This is a genomic window from Pseudoalteromonas sp. TAE79, from assembly GCF_000498015.1.
In the GTDB taxonomy this organism is placed as follows: Bacteria; Pseudomonadota; Gammaproteobacteria; order Enterobacterales; family Alteromonadaceae; genus Pseudoalteromonas.
The window spans coordinates 1-23,455 of record NZ_AUTL01000280.1; the positions used below are offsets into that span (position 1 = coordinate 1).

Genomic DNA, 23,455 nt, shown 5'->3' on the forward strand with positions numbered 1-23,455 from the left:
CCAGCCTATATCGGTCATTGGTGCTTTATGTGGCAGCTCATGGTAAAAGTCGGTATCGCTTGCTTGATAATGCATGCGGGTATAAAAGTTAACCCCTAGGTAATCTAGTGGTTGAGCAATTATTTCCATGTCGCCATCTAAAATATCTGGGCGGTGGGCTTTAGGTAATTGCTTAATAATATCAGGGTATTTACCTTGCATTACAGGCTGCATGTACCATTGGTTTATATAGTCATCAGCAAATGCAGTAGCTTTTAAATCGTCTTCACTTTGGGTAACTGAGTAACAAGGCGTAAAGTTAAGTACAATACCGTTTAGTGTATTTGGGCTATTTTTAGCAAGTACTTGCATAGCCAAACCGTGACCCAGTAATAGGTGGTGCGCGGCTTTACGACCAAATTCGCGACCTACTATGCCAGGTGCATGTACGCCTATTTCGTAACCTAAGTAAGAGCTGCAAAAAGGCTCGTTTAAGGTGGCGTAAGAGTGCACACGTTCCCCAAAAGCTTTGGTAATTAAATCTGTGTAATGTGCAAATTCGTAAGCGGTGTTACGGTTTAGCCAGCCACCTTCATCTTCAATATGTTGTGGTAAATCCCAGTGGTATAGCGTTACAAAAGCTTTAATGTTACGACGTTTTAATTCATCTAAAATGTCGGTGTAAAACTTAACGCCTGTCGGGTTTAAGTGACCGCTTTTAGTCATTACGCGCGGCCACGAAATAGAAAGTCTGTAAGCGTCTACACCTAATGATTCAATTAAGTTTATATCGTCTTTCCAGCGAGTGTAGTGCTCGCAGGCTACATCGCCATTTGAATTATCGACTATTTTGCCTTCTTTACTGCAAAAGGTATCCCAAATACATGGCAAGCGATCAGCTGCGCCGCCTTCAATTTGAAATGAGGCCGTAGCTACACCATAAGTAAAATTTTTGGCTAAAAGTGGTGAGCCACTAGGTAAAGATAATTGTTTCATTAAGAGAAAACCTCTGCTTCTTTTTTGGTAAAGTTTGCTTTGTATAGAGCGTATATTAAATTTATTATTGGAAGCGCTTCCATATTTAATTTGATTAATCACTAAGTATGGTATTTAATAACTTTAAGGAAGCGCTTCCATATTTAGGTTAGTGGCTATTGTTAAACAGGTCAATAGTTAAATTTAAATAACAAATAGGCGCTCACAAAATCACACTGACACAACACAGGGCTATAAAAATGAAAAAAAGCTTAAACACTAACAGGTTACACATGCTCCCTATTTTAATAGGAGGATTGTGCGTTTTAAGTGGGTGTAACAAACAAGAGATTAACGCAAATAATAGCCAAAGCGCCGTAGTCAAAAAGGCTGAGCATGAGCAAGGTGATTTATCACTTTGGCCAACGCTTAAAAGCAAAGTAGTTAAAACCCCTGAAATTGAAAATACGATTGCACAGTACTTAAAAACAATGACGCTTGAGCAAAAAGTAGCGCAGATGATCCAACCTGAAATTCGCGATATTAGTGTTGAAGACATGCGTAAATATGGTTTTGGCTCGTATTTAAATGGCGGTGGCTCGTTCCCAAATGCTAATAAGCATGCAACGCCTGCAGATTGGATAACGCTTGCTGAGAGCATGTATAAAGCATCGGTTGATGACTCAATTGATGGCAGTAAAATTCCAACCATGTGGGGCACTGATGCAGTACATGGCCATAATAATGTGATTGGAGCGACGTTATTTCCGCACAATATTGGTTTAGGTGCTGCTAATAACCCCGCATTAATTGAGCGCATTGCAGCAGCTACTGCAATAGAGGTAATGGCAACAGGCATAGATTGGGTGTTTGCACCGACTGTTGCGGTGGTGCGCGACGACCGATGGGGCAGAACGTACGAAGGCTACTCAGAAGACCCTGCAATTGTACGTGAGTATTCAGCCGCAATTGTAAACGGATTGCAAGGCAGAGCCGATGAAGACTTTTTAAGTGACAAACGCGTAATTAGTACCGTTAAGCACTTTTTAGGCGATGGCGGCACAGTAGATGGTGACGATCAAGGCGATAACATTGATAGCGAAGAGGTGTTATATAACATTCATGCGCAAGGTTATATAGGTGGCTTAACCGCAGGTAGTCAGTCGGTTATGGCATCGTTTAATAGCTGGAATGGTAAAAAAAATCACGGCAACAAATACTTACTTACCGATGTATTAAAAACAAAAATGGGTTTTGATGGCTTTGTTGTAGGCGATTGGAACGGACACGGACAAGTTGCCGGCTGTACAAATGAAAGCTGCCCGCAAGCTGTTAATGCCGGGCTTGATATTTTTATGGTGCCAACGGGTGCTTGGAAACCACTTTATGAAAATACAATTAAACAAGTAAAAGCGGGCACAATAACAATGGCGCGAATAGATGACGCCGTAGCACGTATTTTACGCGTTAAATTACGCGCGGGTTTATTTGATAAACCAAGCCCTGCAAATCGAAAATATTCAGGTAAATTAGAATTAATAGGTGCGCAAGCACATCGCGATATTGCCCGCCAAGCGGTAAAAGAGTCGTTAGTACTGCTTAAAAACAACAACCATTTATTACCGCTTAACCCGTCAAGCAACATACTTATAGCAGGCGATGCGGCTGATAACATAGGCAAGCAATCGGGCGGTTGGAGTATTACGTGGCAGGGAACTAATAATCAAAATGCAGATTTCCCTGGGGCAACGTCTATTTATGCGGGGTTAAAAGCGCAAATAGAGGCTGCTGGCGGTAACGCTATTTTAAGCCCAACGGGTGAATTTACTAGCAAACCCGATGTAGCCATTGTTGTATTCGGTGAAGAACCATACGCAGAGGGGCATGGCGATAAAGACAACCTTGAGTTTGAACGTAACAATAAACGCTCTCTTAAAATATTAAAAACATTGAAGCAGCAAGGTATTGCGGTGGTGTCGGTGTTTATATCGGGCAGACCAATGTGGGTTAACAGCGAGCTAAACGCGTCAGATGCATTTGTAGCAGCATGGCTTCCTGGCACTGAAGGACAAGGCATTGCTGATGTTTTATTAGCGGATGAAAATGGGAAGGTACAGTATGACTTTAAAGGTAAATTGTCGTTCTCGTGGCCTAAATCGCCACTACAAACCGCAGTAAATAAGGGCGATGCTAATTACTCACCATTATTACCCTATGGCTTTGGCTTAACGTATAAAGATGAAAGTACGCTTAGCAATAATCTAAATGAAGACTCAGGTGTTGATATTAGTAACCTTGCGCCGCTATCTATATTTAATGGCAGCTTTAAAACACCGTGGCGTTTGTTTTTAAATTCAAACAGCGAGCAGCACCAAGTAGCAAGTAATAGTGTAAAGCTTGGCGGCATTACTTATCGTACTGAAGACAAAGCGATTCAAGAAGATGCGATGCAATTTAATTTTGATGGCACTGCACCCAGCTATATCGAAATTAATAGTAACTTTACCGAAGACAAAGTGGCCTACATTGAAGCAAATTCCGCCCTTAGCTTTAGCTATAAAGTAAACCAAATACCTAGCTCACATACATACCTTGCAATGAAGTGCGAACAAGGCTGTGGTGGCGAGCTTGATATTACCAGTGATTTTGAAAATGCTGATTTAAATACATGGCAAACCATGAGTATAGATTTAACGTGTTTTGCTAAACAGGGCGTTGATTTTGCCAGAGTAACCAGCCCTTTTATTATTAAAACAGCAGGAGAGCTTAGCGTTTCAGTTTCAGATATTAGCTTTAAACCACAAAGCGCTAAAAGCGCCGTGGTTAAGTGTGAAGAATAAAACGTAAAAGTTGTTGTGTGTACCAAAAACCCTTAGTAATAAGGGTTTTTTATGCTGGGCAATACTGCTTTAAAAACTCATGATGAGGCGGTAATTGGCTAACGCGCTGTTCTATTTGCTGTTTAATACCGTGTAAAAAACGGGTGAGTTCTTCGTCGCTCATCATGCTGGCTATTAAGTGATGTTGATTAGGCTCAATGCCTTGACCAAGCATAACTTGCACCCATGAATCGACTCTAAAAATGTCGCCATCATCTAAAAATACACGGCCGGTTTGTTTAAACAAATCAATTTTATGCTGAAGTGTTTTTGGCACTTCCATGGCATTACAATGCTGCCAAAACTCACTGTCATCGCGATTAGTTACTTTGTAGTGCAGCACAATAAAGTCGCGAATATTTTCAATTTCGCTTTTAAGCTGTTTGTTGTATTCGTCAATGGCGTGATTGGTAATGCCATTAAACGGAAATAAACGCATAAAGCGAATAATACCCGACATAATTAAGTGAATGCTGGTGGACTCAAGTGGCTCTACAAAACCGCTGGCAAGGCCAAGCGCTAGGCAGTTTTTATTCCAGCCTTTTAAGCGGCGCCCTGTTTTAAATTTAATAATACGTGGCTCTGTAAGCGCCTCGCCCTCAATGTTACTTAATAAGAGCGCTTTGGCTTGCTCGTCATCCATATATTGGCTGCAATAAACTAATCCGTTGCCGACACGGTTTTGCAGCGGTATACGCCATTGCCAGCCGCTTTTGTGGGCAATAGATCGGGTAAGCGGTAATACGGTCTCGCTGGTTGATTTTGTTTGCACCGCAATGGCGCTGTTACACGGTAGTAAATGCGACCAGTCTTCGTAGCCAGTATGTAATGCTTGCTCTATTAATAAGCCTCTAAAGCCAGTGCAATCAATAAAAAAGTCGCCGTTAATGTGCTCGCCATTATTTAAAATCAATGATTCTATATGGCCCGTTTTAGGGTTTTTTACTACTTTTTGTATTTTACCTTCAATGCGTTTTACACCCAGTGGCTCTGAAAATTCACGTAAAAACTGCGCGTAACGCGTGGCATCCATATGGTAGGCATAGTTAATAGGGTTTTGCTGATTAAACGCAAACTTACCGGCTTTAGCCGCTTGCAGCTCGTAGCAGTAATCGCCAAATGGGTTGTTTATTCCAAGTGCTTTACCTTGCAGCCAAAAGTGATGAAATTCACCCGCCCAACATTCTTTGCCCGTTGCGCCAAATGAGTGAATATAACGCGTGTTTTCATCGCCCCAGTTTTCAAAGCTAATACCGAGTTTAAAACTGGCTTGAGTGGCTTTCATAAATGCTTGCTCGTTTATACCCAGCAATTTATGAAATGTCCGAATAGGCGGAATTGTTGCTTCGCCAACACCTACAGTGCCAATATCGTCAGATTCAACAAGGGTTATGTTTATATTGTTACCAACTAGTTTAGCAAGTGCCGCTGCGGCCATCCAACCTGCAGTGCCGCCTCCAGCAATTACTACGTTTTTAACAGCGTTTGTTTTAGTCATTATTTGGCTGCCCATTATTTGATAAAAGATGATTTAAAAGCGCGCGATTACTTGGCAGTCCATTTAAACACTGCGCTATTTTTTCGCGATTTTGCTGATAATAGTAATCCCCAGCACGTGGGTCGTTAAATGTATTTTGTGCAGATACTGCTTGTGTATTAAAGCCCATGCCATATAAAACGTATTGGTAACTGCTTGATGAAAACACTTCTTCGTTTTCAATAAAATCAAAGCGGCTAGGGGGCTGAAATTGCCAAAGTTTAAGTAAGTTTTGCAGGCGCTCGGGTGCGGTATTTAAATTACTAATATCTTGCCAATAGGGAGTGTCGTCGCGCTCGCTTAGTACATAATGAAGTTTTAAAAATTCAATAACGCGCTGCCAACGAGTGCTAAAGCGGCTGTTAAAACGACTTGCAAGCTGGCTCATGTGGGTGCGGTTTTGCGGTAGTTGCTCGCTTATCATGCTAATTGAAAGTTCAACCATAGCAAGAGCTGACGCTTCAAGCGGCTCTAAAAAGCCAGCAGACATACCCACGGCAACACAGTTTTTAATCCAAAATTGTTCCCTGTAACCAAGGCTGAATTTTAATACACGGTAGGTAAGTTGCTCAGCTTGTTGCTCACTGGTAGTTTTGGCTATGTAGCTTTTTAGTGTATTTGTTGCGCTTTCATCGCTTTGATATTTACTACTAAATGCATAACCTGTACCACGGCGTGTTGGCAGGGCTATATCCCAAATCCAGCCGTTACTTTGCGCTGTAGATAGCGTAGCAGAGGCAATTGGCTGATCGATGTGTGCATTAGGTATTTGCGCCGCAACAGCGCTGTTATTAAATAAAATATGATCTTGCGCTATAAACTCACTATTAAAATGCTCACCAATTAAACGAGCACGAGAGCCTGAGCAATCTATAAATAAATCACCTGTTATATCGCCATTATTATTTGTTTTTAATGAAGCAATATAGCCATGTTCGTCGTTAATAACCTCGGTTACATCGTCAATAATATGTGTAACGTTTAGATTTTTAACACAGTGATTTTTTAAAAACTCAGCAAATTTACCCGCATCTAAATGATAGCCATAGTTGGTGACCGCTGCATATTCGGGTGTTTGTAATTGCTTTGGTGCAAGTGCTGCTTGGCATACAAAGCTTTGCATATTAACAACGTCGGCAAATTTTTGATCAGGTGCAATACGTTGCCAGCTGGCGTGTAAATTAGTGTGCTCGTAGCCTTGTGGATTCATAAAAGGGTGGTAGTAGTTTTCTCCCTCGCTGAGGTTGCGCCAATTTATAAATTTAGAACCTTGTTTAAATGACGCGTCGCACTGGGTTATAAAATCAATTTCTTTAATGCCAATGCGCTGCAGCGTGTTACGCATTGACGGCCATGTGCCTTCGCCCACACCCAATATAGGCACGTTTGCCGACTCCACTAACGTTACATTAAGGTGCGGGTGTTCGGCGGCTAATAAGCCTGCGCTTAGCCAGCCGGCAGTACCACCACCTAAAACGACTATTTTTGTTATTGGTTTGGTCATGAGTTAACACCCTAAAGTTGATAACAATTAAACTAGCATTAATACTGTTTTAAATACAAAAAAGCCGCTAGTAAAAACTAACGGCTTTACTTTGTATTACCTTTAGAAGTTGTAACGCATACCAATATTGTAACGTGCACCTAGCTGTTGTAGGTTCCACAATTGTACTGACGTACGGCCATGTTCGCGGCTGTTTTGTTCAGTAATATTAAGGCCTTCAACAAAAAACGATAGTTGTTCGCTGTAGTTGTACGCAACATTAAAGTCGATTTGATAATATTCTTCAGTAAAGCCTGGCTCGTTTACGTATCGAGCTGCGCTATTTAAAAACTTATCACGCCAGTTGTAAGCAATACGTGCTTGAAAATCATCGTTTTCGTACATTGCAATAAAGTTAGCTGTATCGCTTAAACCCACTAGTGCAAATTGTGTTGTAGTAGGGTCAGCGTTTACATCAAAGTCTATGTCGCCATTAACAGTGGTGTAGTTTGCTTGCACACCAAAACCGCTTTCACCAAAAAAGTGCTGAAAGGCAATTTCGAAACCATCAATTGTGGCATTTTTATTGTTGGTAGGTACTTGTGCTGTAAATTCTAGTAATGGGTCATCGCTGTTAGCAATTACATCGTAGGCGGCTTCAAACTCTTCGTAGGTCATAGAGTCAAAATCAACATTGTTTTCTGTTGCGGCAACCATTTGAAATAAGTTTGAATCGGTTAGGGCAAGTCCGCGAGATTCTAGCTCAGCAATGGCAGCTTGTGCGCGAGGACCCGCTGTTGCATCGCGTAATCCGTAGTAGTTTTGCGTCATTGGTGTTAAACCAATAAAGTTTTCGATGTCTTTAGTGTAATAACCTACCGACACATAACTAGTTTCTGCAAAGTACCACTCAGCCGATACATCAATATTATCTGATTCTAGCGGCACTAAACCAGGATTACCCGTTGACGCTGTAGCCGGTGAAGAACCCGCTAAAAGAGTAGGGGCACCTGGTACACCAACAGTCGCTGCTGAACTTAAGTTATCGTAAGTTGGGCGAGCAATTGTCGTGCTATAAGAAAAACGCGCTTTTACGTTTTCAATTACTTCTATGTCAAAGTCAAAGCTTGGTAAAAAGTGATCGTAGCTAGATTTAAGCGTGAAATCTTCTTTAGCTGAGCCAAAACGAACATTAAAGTCGTTATTACCTTCCCACGCTACTGCGTTAGGTAAATCGATATTAGCCGTTGAGGTAATGTCGGTAGACTCTTGGCGCGCGCCAATAACAATGTTGTATGGCATATCGCCAATGTAACCGTTGTAAGTAAATTGCACAAACGCAGCGGTTATGTCTTCTTCAATGGTGCGGTTTGTTGCAAATGCGCCATCGGCTGCAAAGTTAAAACCGTATTCTTCACCTGCCCAGTAACCAATTTGCGATGCGCTGCCAGTATAACCTTGGTTGAACGAGCCCGATGTATCGTAGTCGTCAAACTCAGCTAAAAAGTTTGTTGGGTTTAGGTAGCCATCAGGTAGTTCGCCTGGGTTTTCTATACCCCAGTTACCCATTGTATTACGTGTAAGTGATTGCAGTGAATGGCTTTCCATAGAGCGAGACTCTATACCAAAGTCAATTGCGCCGTTTTCAATTTCGTATTTACCATGGATTCTAAATTCTGTGATTTCAGATTCTTGGCGAGCAAAGTTAGAATCTAAAATAGACGTACCCACATCAGAGGCATCTAATGTGTTATTACAATTTAGGTTGTCTCGGCGGCAATCATCAAAATCGATACTCATTGATGGAAGCTCACGGCTAAAATCAACTTCTTGTGCGTTAACTACGTTTGCGCCCAAGCCTGCGTTTACCCAGCTGCCGTAAGGTGCATCTGGTTTGCTAGTGGCTTTTGAATTGTGCGCATCAAACATAAAGCTCAATTCTGAGTTGAAATAGTACTCAACGTTTAAACCAATAGAATCGTTTTGGTTAACTTGGTTTAACTCTTGAAACGCTAAACCTAAATCGCGTGTTTGCTGATCGCGACGTTCTTCTCGGTAATAAATAGGAGTTTTTACCGTGTTGTCGTCAAATGTTAGCGCGCTTTTGTAGTTATCCATCCAAATTGATTGCTCAGCACGGGCTTCGAATAAATCTTGCTTAGAATATGTGTAATCAAGCGTGGCTGTTAAATCGTCAATAGGGCTGTATTGCAGCGTTAATTGCGCGTTTGTACGCGTACGTTCTCTGTCGGCAATGGTGTAGCGCAAATCTGATGGCATTGAATAAAGCTGGCCAACGGCGGGTGCATTAGTTAAAACAATATCGTCTGCTGCTTGGGGGATTGTGCCGTCAAAAGCAGATGTATTCCATTGATTTACAAACGCACCTGTTGATGAGCTATCGCGCTGTTGCATGCTTGCAGTTAACGAGGCACCAAATTTAGCTTCACTGTCGGTCCAGCTAATTAAGCCCGAAAGCTCTGGTGTTATGTCATCACCAACGCGGTTTGTTGAGTCGTGTAATGCTTTTACGCCAATGCTTGAAACAAAGCCTGGATTGTCGAGCGGGCGAGCGGTATTAATATTAATTGTTGCGCCAATACCACCTGATGCAATGCTTGCTTTACCCGTTTTATATACTTCAACCGATTTAACGCTATCAGACGCTAAGTTTGCAAAATCAAATGCACGAGAGCTAGGTGTCCCACCGCCTGCAGGCAAAGATGCCGCCGGCATTGTACGCCCGTTTAGGGTTACCATATTGTAGTCGGGGCCAAAACCACGAACCGTTACTTTAGAGCCTTCACCATTTGAGCGATCAATCGACACACCCGTAATACGCTGTAGCGACTCGGCTAAGTTGGTATCTGGAAATTTACCAATATCTTCAGCTGATATAGCATCTACAACGCCTGCGGCGTCGCGTTTTAAACGAGTAGACTCTTTAATACTACTTTTAAAACCAGTAACTTGAATTACTTCAACATCTGTATTTGCTTCTTGTGCATATACAGGTAAAGAGATTGATGCGCCTAAAATCAGAGATAGGCTGGTTGCTATCTTTGTTTTTCTTACAATATGGTTGGACATTCGGTTTCCCTCGCGCTTTTATCATTATTATTAACAGCTTGTATGGGGCTGTTATTGTGTAGTTATAAACATTGTCAAATGTGTGGAAGCGCTTCCAGAAAAATCTGTTTAACTAGATTTTGTGGAAGCGCTTCCAGAAATGCTAGTTTATATTTTGAATAGGGTCAACTGTTGTTTTAATAAAATGAGACTAAATTGTTTTTAAAATGTATGTTTTTTGGATTTAATTTTATTTAAATTATAAATTACAATTGGTTATAAAAAACCGTTTGAATAGTGCGGTAACAACATTTTATTATAAGAAAACCAATTATTGATTAATTTAGTTATTTACACACTTTTATAAGGTGTTTAAATCAGCTTTTAATACTAGCTAAAATTAATAAATTGGCCGTTGGTCACTCAACAAAAAATAGGTACATTTGCTAACTTAGCAAAAATGCCGATGTAGTGATTATGTACAACGCAATTGATGAAAACGCATCAAGCGGCGGTTCTATCTCAGTTTATGAATCGGTCATTAAAAACCAGTAGTTGTTTAAAAAATCGTTAATTAAATCACTAAAAAGTAACGTAGTTTTTGCAGAAGATGGTTTAAAAATAAACTTATAAAGTATTGCGCATAAGGTGTTGCGAGTCGCTAGTTTTATCGCTATTTTAAAGGCTCTCTCATAGATGGATTTTATTATGCGCATTAAATTTTTAGCGAGCTTTTATTCTTTCTTCTTGTTTGCATTGTTTGGTTGTGACGACCAAAGTATGGCAATTCAAGGTAGTCCTCAGCTAAATAATAATGTAAGTAACTCACCCTCTAATCTCAAAGTAAACACGCCTCCAGCAGCTCAAACAAACGAACCCGCTTTAGTAGTCGGTATGCTAGCAACACATTGTAATAGTAATGAAGCAGCCTACATTAACGCAAAAATGCATAAAGTTGTGCGTAACCCAGATGTAAGTACAGCCTATAAGTTAGAGCCTACCGATAAAGTGCTTTCTATTTGCGTTGCAAAAGATGACTCATCGCTTAGTTATCGATTTGGTAGAGTAAATGACATAGGGCTTGAAAAAGAAGCAACACCAGATGCACCATTTGGTAGTTACTACAGGCAAGTAGGGCGTATTGGCGAGAGTATTTTATTTTTTAGTAATGGCGAATATCACTACTATATTATTAACTCAGGCGGTATGGGCAGCGGTGTAACCGTTAATGTTTATAAAAACGATGCATTAATAACTGAGCTGTTTTCGGGTAATGATCCTTACGATGATTTTGTTATAGCAACCGATTTAAATTTCCCTAAAAAATTGGTTAGCGAAAAACAGCCATTTAATAAGCAAATGCAGTAAATAATGACTCCACAGCAGCAAAACGTAATAGAGCAAGGGCATTGGTTTAAAAACCGTAGCGCTTATTTAAAAAGCTTTTTACTAACGCAGGGCAAAACTCTCTCGCTAAAGGCTCAGCAGTCATTATTTTTGCGAGGTGATAAGCACGATGGAATTTATGCAGTGCTTAGCGGCGTGGTGCGTATTAGTGGCGTAAGTAACCAAGGCAAAGAAGCCGTATTGAGCTTTATTGATTCATCACTGTGGTTTGGCGAAGTTACCTTGTTTGATGGTGGCCTGCGCACTCACGATGTATATGCACAAACTGATGTTGTGCTTTTTTACGTGCCCCAACGCGCGCTTGAACAGCTATTAAACGAACAGCCACAATATTGGCAAGAGTTTGGTTTATTGCTGGCACAAAAGTTACGCCTAATGTTTACCTCAATGGAAGATCACGCATTACTAAGCGCTGAGCAAAAAGTATGCAATCGACTTTTAATGCTTAGCGAACATACAGAGCACTTAACACCGCTTGTTTTATCTCAGCAGCAACTTGCTGATATGACCTACCTAACGCGCCAAACTATTAATCAAATACTGCAACAGCTTGTTAGCTTACAAGCTATTAGTTTGGGGTATCAACGCATAACTGTTTTAGATAAACAAAAGTTACAGGCCCGTGCTACACAAGCTTAAATAGAAGCTGCTTTATTTAGTTGGAACCAAAATTGCTACATAATATGTAATGCAACAATGGATTTGAGCTAATGACTACAATAACCTTTAAAAATCAATATAGTAATTATAACTCTCCAACAGTAAATAAAGCGGCAGGTTCAAGCGAAGTTGCGGCAACTAATACCCTCCCTAATGAAAAACCAAATGGTGTTAAAGGCATAAGCTCAACGCCTAAAGATCAAACGTTTTTAGAAAGTGCCCAAGAAGCGCTGGTTTATCAGCGCTTAGGTGTAAACAAAGACAAAATAGACGAGCTAAAAGCAACAATAGAAGAGCTCATTAAAGAACAGCAAAGTGAGGACGCAGACCCTAGCGCAATTGTTGATAAAATAGAGGAACTTCAAAAAATGCTTGAGCAAGAGTATCAAAAAGGGCGCGAGCGAACGGATATGAAAGGTGAGCATAAGCTGGGTAAAATAATTTCTGCATTTGTTTAATTTACAAAATGTCGGATACCTGACATTGTTGCTGTGCTTACTTTTGCTAAAGTAAGTTTTATATATAAAATAAAGGCAAAACAATGAAAACACTTCAACAGCAACTTGGTAAATATGGTTTGTATCATCGTTCTAAACGTAATGTACTAACGCACTTTATTGGTATTCCGCTGATTGTATTTGCAGCCTTGTGTTTACTAGCGCGTATTCAAATACCCCTTGGTAGTGTAGTAATTGATGGTGCACAACTTTTTGTATTAGCGTCGGTTGTTTATTATTTTATGCTAAGCTTTTCGCTTGGCTTTATTATGGCCGTGATATTCACTTTACTCCTTGTTGGTGCTCAGCCTATTGCGGCAATGGCGTTTTGGCCTTGGTTGAGTATTGGCGTAGGTGTGTTTGTATTTGGCTGGGTATTACAGTTTATTGGGCACTATTACGAAGGTAAAAAACCGGCGTTTGTAGATGATTTAATTGGTTTAATTATTGGCCCTTTGTACGTAACTGTTGAACTACTATTTTTAATGGGTTTTTACAAAACATTAGAAGATGAAGTAAACGCAATAGCAGGTCCTACAAAGGCGTAAAATACTTTACTAAGTACCTTTATAAAACCTAATAAATAACAATAAAAGGGCAGATAACGCATGCAATATAATAATAAAACCGTGTGGATCACCGGGGCATCGTCAGGTATTGGTAAAGAGCTTGCTATACAATTTGCCGAGCTTGGAGCGCGCGTTATTTTATCGGCGCGCAATGTAGATAAACTAAACGATTTAAAGGCAACGCTTAAAGGCGAAGGGCACTTAGTTGTGCCGCTTGATTTAGCCAAGCCAGAACACGTACTGAGCACAATAACAGCAAAAATGAGTGAGTTTCCTGCAATTGATATTTTAATTAATAACGGCGGCGTATCGCAGCGTAGCTTATTTTTAGAAAACGACTTTAACGTGTATCGCCAATTAATGGAGGTTAATTACTTTGGCTTAATTGCTCTTACTAAAGCTGTATTGCCTACTATGGTGGCAAGGCGCAGTGGCTCAATTGTGTCTATTAGTAGTGTGGCGGGTAAAGTTGGTTCAAAATTTAGAACGGGTTATTCGGGTTCAAAATATGCGGTGGTTGGTTTTATGGATTGCCTACGTGCAGAAGTAGCACAACATAATATTCATTGTTTAACAATTTGCCCAGGCTCTATTAAAACAGCAATTGCGCATAACTCACTAAACGAGCAAGGCATAGCGCAAAATAAACCAGAAGAATCGATAGAAAATGGCATGGATGTAAGCGTAGCGGCTTCAAAAATGATTCGTGCCATTAGCGATAAAAAAGACGAAGTGATTATTGGCAAAGGTTTAAGTGGTTGGGCGCCTACAATTAAGCGCTTTTTTCCTACTTTGTTTAATCGCATTACTGCAAAAACAAACTATAGGTAGCGTCGTTTATTTCAAAAGCGTAAAATGCCGTAAATTTGATCAATTTAGAAAAGGATTCTAAATGAAGTATTTATGGCTGAGCCTGTTTTTTATTGTATTAATTTGGTCTGGTATTAACCCAAAAGATCAATTTACATGGCTGCTTGAAGTTATCCCCGCAATTATTGGTTTAGTGCTGCTAGCAAGTACCTATAGCCACTTTAAACTTACTCCTATTTTATATACATTTATTTTAGCGCATTGCATTGTGCTGATGATTGGCGGGCATTACACCTACGCCGAAGTCCCTTTTTTCGATAATCTATTTGGTAGCGAGCGTAATAACTACGACAAAGTAGGGCACTTTTTTCAAGGGTTTGTACCTGCACTACTAGCACGCGAAATTTTACTGCGCAAAAAAGTAGTAAATGGTCGAGGCTGGTTAATCACCTTTGTTATTTCGGTATGTTTAGCATTTAGCGCCTTTTACGAATTAATAGAGTGGTGGGTTGCAGTGTTAAGCGGCGAAAACGCAGAAGCGTTTTTAGGCACGCAAGGTTACGTGTGGGATACCCAATCAGATATGGGACTGGCGTTATTTGGGGCTATTTGCTCGCTATTAGTACTTTCAAAAGTACACGACAAACAGCTAAAAAACGTTAAAGATTATTTATAGGCTATAGGAACGTTCTATAGAAATGTTTATAAAAACATTGATAAAAAAGACTACTAACGTATGACAGCAAACATTAGTAACTACTCAATTAGCACAGACAAAAGCAAACTTAACTTTAACGTTATTTATAACTTTATTGCTAATAGCTATTGGGCCAAAGGCATTCCTAAAAGCGTGATGCAATCGGCTATTGATAACTCAATGTGCTTTGGTGTTTACAGCGCTCATAACGAACAAGTTGGATTTGCCCGAGTAGTGACCGATAAAGCAACCTTTGCCTATTTAGCAGATGTATTTATTGCCCCGCACTTGCAAGGTAATGGGCTGAGTAAGTTACTTATTAAAACGATAGTGGAGCACCCTGAGCTGCAAGGGCTCAGGCGCTTTTTATTAGCGACTTCTGATGCCCACGGGCTTTATGCACAATACGGGTTTAAACCAATAGATAACCCCGCACTATTAATGCAAATAAATCCTGAGAATGTGTATGGTAAAAATAATCGTGAGACCTAATAAACGGGGGCGAAGAGCAAATTCCGTCTAATGTTCTTGTTAGGTGTTTAAGCTTGATAGCATCATATATGTGACAAATGCAAAAAGACAAATAGGCACTAAAATATATGCGACTACATCTGACATACACCAAGTCCCTTCAAATAGCTGATCCCTTCTAAAAAGAGAAATAGTTGTGCCGTAAACAATTATAAGAACAACAGCTATTATTGGGATCTATGAAATTTCATCATTTGCCAAAAGCAATAATGGCAGCAATAAAGATATACACCACAGAGTAGCTACAAAGCTTGCGCTTTTATAAATGCTTGCCAAATATCCGAAGCGCAGCGTAGGAGCCAACTAGTATTTATCATTATTGAAGCGCTTGTTACATGGCAGGTTACACTATTTTTGGTTTTTAAATTTACCGCCGAATTCTGCTTTTGCTTTGAGCAAATACTCCGAAACCCACTCTAAACAAAGCCCTGTATATTGAATCTCTACTTGTGATTCGACACCACGACCTCTATTACCATCAGCCATTCTATAGAAGCCCATTGGGAAAGTATGGGTATGGTTAGATGCAAATATGTATTTAAACCTGAAGTCTGAGACGTTACCACCACTTGCAGTCAGAATTTCATCCTGACTTTTGAAAAAGGCATTTTTGCCTTTTAAAAAATGTGTTTGTTGTTTATCAGATAATTTACGAAACCATTTGTTTGATTTTAAATTTTCTATGACTTCATTTTTTACGCTCTTAGCTTCTTCCTTTTCCTCGTAGTTCATGCCTAACGCATTGAACATTTTAACCCTTGATAGATGATCGTGTAGATTCATCAATTGCCAACGAGCATTCCACTCTTCACTTGAGCACTTATCACTACACAGGTAATAAAAAGTAAGATAACACTCAATAAGATCTCTAGTTAAAGATGCAACAGAACTATAATCCCAGTGAGCATCCTTACCAATCTGCTGGGGTTTTGGAGCCAAGCGACCAATGGAGTGAGCGCAATTACATAACTTCGTAAACAATAGCGAAGCATAAAAATGAGAACTGGTTGGTGATGGTATTCCAGCACACTCTTGAGACAGCTTTGTACATTCTAAAAGCGCAGACTCATATTTTTTAAAAGAATCGTGATAATTTTCCATTGAATCACTTTAAACAGTTGGTTAGGGCTACACTTGGTTAATTATTTACAAAGAATATTGATAACACAAAGACAATAAAAAGTGAGATACGTAACCTACGACACCATTTAAACTTTGACCACTCATTTTCAAGAATGTGTTTTGTGCAACAATTTCCTTTTGTAAATGCCTCGTGTGCTTCAGTTAAACGAAAATTTGTTATACCGATTTCCTTATTGTCTCTAGCTAATCGTGCAGCGAAGCCCATGTAAAAATAAGTCTCAATAAATCCTACAACTAAAGCGCAAATGATAATTCCTATCTGGAACAGCATATTTGAGTAACCCGAACGAGCCTGTAGATTAACTCGTTTTATTATTTAATTTATTGATAAACAAACCATAGCTGAGTTCCTATTTTGGTTCAATTGATTACTGTATTTTTACGCAGAATATTGAAGCGTTTGATATTGTTTTAATTGGCGTTTTTGAAGGGGTTACGGGTGTTTGAGTGGCTTTATTTTAGGTTGAAAGGGCTTCCCCTTCTCAATGTATCGTATTTTGCAGCTTTTCTATATTATGAACAAGGCAATACAGTTGCCGCAGCGTGAAGTAAGATATTCACTTTCATTTGACCCCGTAAGGTCAATTTATTCATACCTTTGTTCACTGTAATGCTCCGCTTTTTATTTAAAGGAAAGTCGGATCAAGGTAATTAGGATGGGTGTCACTATAATTCTTTGATGCGTTTGTTAGTGTTCCGATAGCCATTTTTTAGATTTTTCTTGCATCAGAACACTTATTTCAACAACACCATCATTATCATTTACATCCAAATCATCTCTTGCGTAATACAACCCATAAAGATGTTCGATCCCTACATTATCTCCAGCATACTTAGCCACGTTTTCATATAGATCAAAATTATTAATATCATTTAGCAACTGCCGAAATTGAATGAATGGGTCTACTTTCTCACTAGCAATTAACTTTAAGTGATATTTAATTATTAAATTAATTGAATCCTCAAATGAAGGTAGTTGAGCAATAAGACTTTCAAAAAGAGGTGAAACAATTCCCCAACACTTAGGTTCTGCATCAATAATATCCAGTAGCTCGTCAGAATAAACGCCATTGTTTAACTTATAATTTGCATAATTGATCAAATCATCAGTTTCACAAGCACCTGCTACATACTTTGCTATAAAGTAATTTTCATTCTCTTCATTCATCCTAAATTTGAAAACCCATTGTTAAGGACCACTAACACCAAATTAAGCAGCGCTGAACGCTCTTGTTAGTGTCCGCTTGAATTTTTTTATATGTCATCATCTTCAGTGTACTCGGATAGGTAAATTTCTATATTTAAATCAACACATTTTTGCATTAGCTCAACCTTTAAGATCGGGCCGCCGCCACATGCATCAACACGGGGTGAAAATCCTACATCAGCGATCCATTTAAAACCCGATGGTAAAGTATCCGCCTCACTATCAAGCCATACCTCTAATTCAGCTATTAGGCTGCGTAGGTTCCATGACCCTTTCGCAAGTACAGCGTAGGTTTCGCTAGACCCATTGGTTACCTTCCGAATATATAATGACAATTCTCAATACAACCTATTTGACATATAACAGCTTTATCGAGGACACTTTCCTCTTTTTATGAGCAACGTATGTCCTTTTAATTATTTTTAATATTAATAACAAATCCTGTAACACATTGCGAGTATTAAACTTTAAGTCGGGCTGTTCTTTTAATAATATGCAGAAAAGAGGAAAACGTCCTCATTTTTAGACTTAGGAAGAAAAACGCCAGCGCGGTACATAAATACAGCAATTAAATATTTAAAATGAAAACCAAATCCGATTTAAATCATTTAATAGTCACTAAAAAACGGTGGCGATAATGCAAGTAACCGCTTTAAGTACACTTGTTTGTGTAAGCATATTATATAAGATGGTTTACGGATGGTGGAAGCAGTAAAACGAGGTCATGAATTATTTACTAAACGCGTCTTCCTTTTTTTGAAACAGGGGAGACGCGTTTAAGTATACTTATACCAGTCGACTTAAATATTTAGCCTTTCTAGCGTGCTAAATAAAGCGTTAACGGCGTTATAAACTTCTCATGTAGAACAACTACATATCGAAATTTACGCCTTGTTATCACTCTATTTATCCGTCGCTATAAATGTCTAATAACTTAACACGATTGGTATTATTTGGCTTTTTTAGCCTCTAGAGTTTCTATTTCACTCCAGATTTTTTCGGCTTCTGCACTTAACATAGCGAAGCTTTTAATGTCGCCTTTTCTTTGTGCCTGCATGCCTTGCTCAAGCTTTACGTCGTATTCTTTACGCAGTTTTTTTACGGGATCAGGCTTTAAAAATGAAAACATTAGTATTCTCTTAATTTATTAAATTATATGTAGTTAGTGTACGCATTAATGGGCTTAATAGTTCTTTGTTTGGTGAAAATGTTTACTTTTCGCTTTAAAAGCGCAAAGTAAACAGGGTGTAATTATTAACGTACTGTGTGCTAGTTTTAGTGCTTACGTTTCTGGCTCTAGGCGTTTAATACCTTGCCCATCAATACCTAAATAAATAAAACCATCACTGCCTTGGGCTAAGCTGCGTACTCTGCCTATTCCATCGAGTACTTTATATTGCTTAACAACCTTACCCTTTGAGATTTCCAATGCGCTAATAAATGCAAATTTCATTGATGCTAATAATAGCTTACCTTTAAGCTTTGGGTATTTATCACTCGTTACATACAACATATCGGAAGGGGCAATTGAAGGGGTCCAGTGTAATACAGGCGATTGCATGCCGTCTTTTTCTTTAAGGTCGGTAAACTTGGTGCCGCTGTAGTTAACGCCATAACTGACCAAAGGCCATCCGTAGTTAGCGCCTTTTTTTATTATATTAAGTTCATCGCCGCCGCGTGGCCCGTGTTCGTGAGACCATAAAATATTATTTTGATTATCAATCCACATACCTTGTGGATTACGGTGTCCATAAGACCATACCGCATGTTTTGCATTTTTTTGTTCAACAAACGGATTATCACTTGGGATATTACCATTTTCGTGTAAGCGATAAATTTTACCGCCATCACGGGTGAGATCTTGTGGGTTTATGTNCTGCCGTAGTGTTGGCCTTTGGTACTATTATTCTCGCCTTTGTATAGCAATTGCTGATCAGACAACTGCATATGATCGTCACTTAGCTTGGCGCGCATTAAGGCGGTGTTACTTCCGCTTCCTTTGCCCTCACTACTTGCGTAACTAAAGTACAGCCATTGGTTTTGTTTACTGTCGGTGTGTAGTGCTAAATCAAGTAATCCACCTTGGCCATTAGCGTCAATGTCGGGCAGCCCTGAAACCTTAGTTAATTTAGTGGTATTTTTAGGTAATAAAAATAACGCTCCACTGCGCTCAGATATTAGTAAATCACCATTAGCTAAAGGCTCAATAGCCCAAGGTATAACTACACCTTCTGCCGCTGTTACTGCGTTAACGCTAAGCGATAAAGTATCGAGCTGTTTATAGTTTTTTACGTAATCGCTTTTTGCATGCGCGGGTGCGTTAATAGCAAATATAGCAACGGCTAAGCCTGCACTTATTAGTTTAGGGTGAGTGTTATGTGATCTTAAATTTATCATTATGGCTTCCAAAATTAATCTAACCTTACACAACCTTATCATGGCATAAATAAATTTGTTAAGTGTTGAGTTGAATGAAAAACACACACTTCTATTTATAAAATTACCTCTTCACAGGAAATTGTTTTAGCAATTAGCGCTAATAAAAAAATTGAATAATTACTCTATTGGGGTTGAAAACTTGAAATTTGAGCGTACACTTGTGCGCTGAAGTTTGGGCGTACACGTGTAAGTTCAAAGCAATTAAGATTTGATAGAGATTTAACCATGATGACTCAAGTATTAAACCAATTTTCAAAATGGTTTTTACACCATCAAAGTTTTGCAGGCTACATAGAGCCCGTAATGCAGGTGTTTAAACCTGCGTGGCGTGCAGGGCAGTTTAGAGCGCAAGTAGTTAGTACAGCTGTACTTGATGGCGGTTTTTTAAGTGTGCAACTTAAGCCGAGTAAACAATGGCAGGCGCATACGTCAGGGCAGCATATAAGTTTAACGCTTGAAATTAATGGGCGATTATTAACACGCGTTTTTACCGTGGCCTCAAGCGCTCAGCAATTTAAAAATACAGGTTTGGTGCGCTTACTAATCAAAATAAATGCGCAAGGGCGCTTTACAGGTTTACTCAGTAGCGCATTAAAAGCGGGTTTGTGGTGCAATATTTCTGCGCCAAACGGCGACTTTGTATTTAAAAATACACATACACCGGCTACTTTTGTTGCCGGTGGGTCGGGTATAACACCTATGCTGGCTATGCTTGATGATTACTTAGGCCAAACTACGCAAAAAGTCTCGTTAGTGTATTACGCAAAAGCCACTGAGCATCAATGTGTTGATGAGCTAAGTGAGTTGGCAGCGCAATTTGAGCATTTTTCGTTTTTATTATTAACGCGTGAGCAATCAAGCGATATAACCAGCAATATTAAGCCGTGGGAAAACCCAGACATATACTGCTGTGGCCCTGCTGCATTTATGCAGACGGTGAGCGATTTTGCTAAAACGCATAAGCTAAATTACTACCAAGAAGCATTTGGTTTGGCGCTGCCTAGCTTAAACGACGACAGCCAATTTAATGTGAAAATTAACGCCAGTGCCCATGTTGTATCGGGCAACGATGTTTTACTGACTCAGTTTGAAGAAAAAAAGCTCCCCGTTAAACGCGGTTGCGGTATTGGTATTTGCCATCAATGCCAATGTATTAAAAAGTCAGGCGTGGTACGTAATTTAAAAACAGGTGAATTGAGTGACAACGGCGAGCAATTAATACAACTTTGCGTAAGCCAACCTGTTAGTGATTTGGAGTTACAATTATGAAAAACATTAACTACGACATGCTCGCAAGCGAGCTAGATGCCATTAAAATGGACACCCTTGGCAAAGTTGGCCAACAAGATGCTGACTACATTCGCTCTGTTGTGCGCAAACAGCGAGTGTGTGAATGGAGCGGGCGAATTTTGCTTATGCTTGGTTTTATTCAGCCACTATTGTGGGTTGCAGGCGTGCTGCTATTAGCGCTTGCTAAAATTTTAGACAATATGGAAATTGGCCACAATGTAATGCATGGTCAATACGATTGGATGAACGACAAGCAACTTAACTCACAACATTATGAGTGGGACATAGCGTGCGATGGACAAAGTTGGCACCGCGTTCATAACTTTGAACACCATACGTATACTAATATTATTGGTAAAGACAGAGACTTTGGTTATGGCTTGTTGCGTTTAAGCGATGATTTTAAATGGCGCTTTAAAAATGTATGGCAGTTTTTTACATATATTAATTTAAGTGTGTTATTTCAGTGGGGCGTGTCGTATCACGAGTTAGCTGCAGAGCGTGTTTTTATCGGTAAAAAGAAAGAAAACCGTGAAGGGCTTGTATCACACTCTACATTAAAGCAGCGCTTTTTTAGTAAAGGCGCTCGCCAGTTAATTAAAGATTATGCGATATTTCCGTTACTTGCAGGGCCTTTATTTTTATGGGTATTAGCGGGTAACTTGGTAGCTAACTTAATCCGTAATTTATGGACGTCGACCATAATATTTTGTGGTCACTTTACCGAAGAGACAGAAACCTTTAAACAAGAAGACTGCGTAAACGAAACGCAAGGGCAGTGGTATTATCGCCAAGTACTGGGCTCGTCTAATATTAAAGGGTCGCATTGGTTTCATGTTTTAACGGGGCATTTGAGCTGCCAAATAGAGCATCACTTATTTCCAGATATGCCGTCTTCGCGCTACCAAGAAGTTGCACCTCAAGTACAAGCCGTTTTGAAAAAACACGGTATTGATTACCATACAGGTAGCTTTTTTAAACAGTATACCTCGGTGCTAAAACGTATTATTAGATATTCGTTCAAGTAAATTATTTACCTTTAAGAATCGGCTAGTGCAACTGCATTAGCCGATTTTTTTGTTTATAGCACCCAATGCGGTTGATTAGTAAACAGCACTTGCAAAAATTTCTCATAGTTAATTAAAAAAGCCTTACTTTAGCTATGGTTAAATGGCGGGTGATTGTCATACAATGGAGGAAAATAGACCACACAAGAGAGATTAAAATGGCCGCATTTGGTACCGTGTTTATGCCGCAGATGATTCAAGCTCGTTTTTCTGATAATAAATGGAGCGAAAGCTCGATTGTCCCTTCCGATAAACTTGAACTTCATGCTGGTGCGCACGTTCTTCATTATTCAAGTACATGTTTTGAAGGCTTAAAAGCCTTTCGCCATGAAGATGGTTCTGTTTATCTTTTTAGAATGGATGCAAATATTGCACGCATGCAACAAAGCTCAGCGCTATTAAGCTTACCGAGTTTTGACAGCGATATGCTAAAAAAGATGATTATCGATATTATGCGCGAATACGCAGATGAAACGCCATTACCGCCGGGCTCTATGTATATTCGTCCAACGCACATTGGTACTGAGGCTGCAATTGGTAAAGCAGCAGCGCCATCAATGAGCTCGCTTTTATACACGTTACTATCGCCAGTAGGTGATTACTTTGCCGGTGGTGCAACTGCACTGCGTGTACTACTCGAAGAAGATGGCATGCGCTGCGCTCCGCACATGGGTATGGTAAAAAGTGGTGGTAACTACGCCAGTGCTCTAGCACCTATTAGTGCTGCACGAACTAAGTATCAGGCAGACCAAATTTTATTTTGCCCAGGTGGCGATGTACAAGAAACCGGTGCTGCTAACTTTATACTTATTGATGGCAACGAAATTATTACTAAAGCGCTTGATAGCACGTTTTTACATGGTGTAACGCGTAATAGTATTTTAACCATAGCCAAAGATTTAGGTATGACGGTAAGCGAGCGTAACTTTAGCGTTACTGAGCTATTAGAGCGTGCTGCTAAACCAGGTACTGAAGCCGCGCTTTCGGGCACTGCAGCTGTGCTAACTGCTGTGGGTACATTTATTCATAACGATAAAGAGTACAAAGTAGGTACTGGCGAGCCAGGCCCAACGACTGCACGCCTTCGCCAAGCATTGAACGATATTCAATGGGGTAAAAGTGAAGACAAGCACGGCTGGTTAACTAAAATTTAATTATAGATTTATCAGCAACTCGCATTAAAAAGCCACCTAATCGGTGGCTTTTGTGTGTTTGG

19 protein-coding genes and 1 pseudogene are annotated in these 23,455 nt (G+C 39.7%); 11 read left to right on the forward strand and 9 right to left on the reverse strand.

What is annotated here, in order from left to right:
- On the reverse strand, positions 1-975 hold a 975-nt coding region (locus tag L655_RS0123215), incomplete at its 3' end, for a family 1 glycosylhydrolase (RefSeq protein ID WP_024606422.1).
- Positions 976-1,214: 239 nt separating this feature from the next.
- Between L655_RS0123215 and L655_RS0123220 the strand changes: the two genes are divergently transcribed.
- Positions 1,215-3,794: an exo 1,3/1,4-beta-D-glucan glucohydrolase gene (locus L655_RS0123220; protein WP_024606423.1), complete on the forward strand. Its 2,580-nt coding sequence runs from the start codon at positions 1,215-1,217 to the stop codon at positions 3,792-3,794.
- A gap of 49 nt (positions 3,795-3,843) precedes the next feature.
- Here L655_RS0123220 and L655_RS0123225 read toward each other — a convergent pair whose 3' ends face one another.
- The 3 genes from L655_RS0123225 to L655_RS0123235 all read right to left on the reverse strand — a co-directional run bounded on the left by L655_RS0123225 (position 3,844) and on the right by L655_RS0123235 (position 9,943).
- Positions 3,844-5,331: a tryptophan halogenase family protein gene (locus L655_RS0123225; RefSeq protein WP_024606424.1), complete on the reverse strand. Its 1,488-nt coding sequence runs from the start codon at positions 5,329-5,331 to the stop codon at positions 3,844-3,846.
- The gene (locus tag L655_RS0123230) at positions 5,324-6,874 is read right to left on the reverse strand and encodes a tryptophan halogenase family protein (RefSeq protein ID WP_024606425.1); all 1,551 of its coding nucleotides are present in this window, start codon (positions 6,872-6,874) and stop codon (positions 5,324-5,326) included. Before L655_RS0123230 ends, L655_RS0123225 begins: the two co-directional genes overlap by 8 nt.
- A 102-nt stretch (positions 6,875-6,976) precedes the next feature.
- Positions 6,977-9,943, reverse strand: a complete 2,967-nt coding sequence (locus tag L655_RS0123235; protein WP_024606426.1) for a TonB-dependent receptor — start codon at positions 9,941-9,943, stop codon at positions 6,977-6,979.
- A gap of 687 nt (positions 9,944-10,630) precedes the next feature.
- Here L655_RS0123235 and L655_RS0123240 point away from each other — a divergent pair.
- From L655_RS0123240 to L655_RS0123270, 7 genes are all read left to right on the forward strand, one after another.
- A complete protein-coding gene (locus L655_RS0123240; RefSeq protein ID WP_241764550.1) occupies positions 10,631-11,290 on the forward strand; it encodes a hypothetical protein in 660 nt (219 codons plus the stop codon).
- A 3-nt stretch (positions 11,291-11,293) separates the two neighbouring features.
- Entirely contained in the window at positions 11,294-11,968 is a 675-nt protein-coding gene (locus L655_RS0123245) for a Crp/Fnr family transcriptional regulator (protein WP_024606428.1), read from the forward strand.
- Positions 11,969-12,039: 71 nt separating this feature from the next.
- The gene (locus tag L655_RS0123250) at positions 12,040-12,447 is read left to right on the forward strand and encodes a hypothetical protein (RefSeq protein ID WP_024606429.1); all 408 of its coding nucleotides are present in this window, start codon (positions 12,040-12,042) and stop codon (positions 12,445-12,447) included.
- Positions 12,448-12,530: 83 nt separating this feature from the next.
- Complete coding sequence (locus L655_RS0123255; protein WP_010553511.1) at positions 12,531-13,034, forward strand: Mpo1-like protein; 504 nt, start codon at positions 12,531-12,533, stop codon at positions 13,032-13,034.
- A gap of 60 nt (positions 13,035-13,094) precedes the next feature.
- A complete protein-coding gene (locus tag L655_RS0123260; protein ID WP_024606430.1) occupies positions 13,095-13,886 on the forward strand; it encodes an SDR family oxidoreductase in 792 nt (263 codons plus the stop codon).
- A 61-nt stretch (positions 13,887-13,947) separates the two neighbouring features.
- Positions 13,948-14,541 (forward strand): DUF2238 domain-containing protein, encoded by a 594-nt coding sequence (locus tag L655_RS0123265; RefSeq protein ID WP_007583339.1) that lies wholly within the window; start codon positions 13,948-13,950, stop codon positions 14,539-14,541.
- 60 nt (positions 14,542-14,601) lie between these two features.
- Positions 14,602-15,054: a GNAT family N-acetyltransferase gene (locus L655_RS0123270; RefSeq protein WP_024606431.1), complete on the forward strand. Its 453-nt coding sequence runs from the start codon at positions 14,602-14,604 to the stop codon at positions 15,052-15,054.
- Between the two features lie 387 nt (positions 15,055-15,441).
- Here L655_RS0123270 and L655_RS0123275 read toward each other — a convergent pair whose 3' ends face one another.
- The 5 genes and pseudogenes from L655_RS0123275 to L655_RS01000000126130 all read right to left on the reverse strand — a co-directional run bounded on the left by L655_RS0123275 (position 15,442) and on the right by L655_RS01000000126130 (position 19,840).
- A complete protein-coding gene (locus L655_RS0123275; protein WP_024606432.1) occupies positions 15,442-16,194 on the reverse strand; it encodes a DUF5677 domain-containing protein in 753 nt (250 codons plus the stop codon).
- Between the two features lie 730 nt (positions 16,195-16,924).
- Positions 16,925-17,404 (reverse strand): hypothetical protein, encoded by a 480-nt coding sequence (locus tag L655_RS0123285; RefSeq protein ID WP_024606434.1) that lies wholly within the window; start codon positions 17,402-17,404, stop codon positions 16,925-16,927.
- 86 nt (positions 17,405-17,490) lie between these two features.
- Complete coding sequence (locus tag L655_RS0123290) at positions 17,491-17,778, reverse strand: hypothetical protein (protein WP_024606435.1); 288 nt, start codon at positions 17,776-17,778, stop codon at positions 17,491-17,493.
- 614 nt (positions 17,779-18,392) lie between these two features.
- Positions 18,393-18,572: a DUF6435 family protein gene (locus L655_RS0123295; protein WP_007375469.1), complete on the reverse strand. Its 180-nt coding sequence runs from the start codon at positions 18,570-18,572 to the stop codon at positions 18,393-18,395.
- Positions 18,573-18,725: 153 nt separating this feature from the next.
- A pseudogene (locus tag L655_RS01000000126130) lies at positions 18,726-19,840 on the reverse strand (PQQ-dependent sugar dehydrogenase).
- Positions 19,841-20,107: 267 nt separating this feature from the next.
- Here L655_RS01000000126130 and L655_RS0123305 point away from each other — a divergent pair.
- The 3 genes from L655_RS0123305 to L655_RS0123315 all read left to right on the forward strand — a co-directional run bounded on the left by L655_RS0123305 (position 20,108) and on the right by L655_RS0123315 (position 23,393).
- Positions 20,108-21,151 (forward strand): iron-sulfur cluster-binding domain-containing protein, encoded by a 1,044-nt coding sequence (locus L655_RS0123305; RefSeq protein WP_024606436.1) that lies wholly within the window; start codon positions 20,108-20,110, stop codon positions 21,149-21,151.
- Positions 21,148-22,200: an acyl-CoA desaturase gene (locus L655_RS0123310; protein ID WP_024606437.1), complete on the forward strand. Its 1,053-nt coding sequence runs from the start codon at positions 21,148-21,150 to the stop codon at positions 22,198-22,200. Before L655_RS0123305 ends, L655_RS0123310 begins: the two co-directional genes overlap by 4 nt.
- Before the next feature lie 134 nt (positions 22,201-22,334).
- Positions 22,335-23,393: a branched-chain amino acid aminotransferase gene (locus L655_RS0123315; RefSeq protein WP_275041178.1), complete on the forward strand. Its 1,059-nt coding sequence runs from the start codon at positions 22,335-22,337 to the stop codon at positions 23,391-23,393.
- Positions 23,394-23,455 lie beyond the last annotated feature (62 nt).